At 37.0% G+C, this 300-nt stretch carries 1 protein-coding gene; it reads left to right on the forward strand.

Annotated features, from left to right (window positions below):
* Positions 1–271 (forward strand): hypothetical protein (locus Y887_RS20855; RefSeq protein ID WP_162199186.1); only part of this gene is annotated, 271 nt, incomplete at its 5' end.
* Positions 272–300 lie beyond the last annotated feature (29 nt).

The following is a 300-nucleotide window of genomic DNA, read 5'->3' on the forward strand; positions in this document are numbered from 1 at the left end:
AAGTGCAAAGGCTGAAACGGATATTTGCGGCAGACTTATTTCTGAGAATGGCGAGATTTATTATGGCAACTCAAAAGGCGATTATATATCACCTGAAGTTTGCGCTCAGAAGAAAGCGGAAATGCAAAAGCAGTATCATGAAGATCAATCTATATCTCAAGCCGCGCTGATTGAATTAAGTATATCAGCCATCATCTTTCTAATCGTTTTTATGCTCATTATTAAACCAAATAATGACAGCAACCGTCATATTCCTCTCAAAAGAAATTAAGGTTATAATACGGTTGTCGACAAAACGAG

This window comes from Xanthomonas pisi DSM 18956, assembly GCF_001010415.1.
Classification (GTDB): domain Bacteria; phylum Pseudomonadota; class Gammaproteobacteria; order Xanthomonadales; family Xanthomonadaceae; genus Xanthomonas; species Xanthomonas pisi.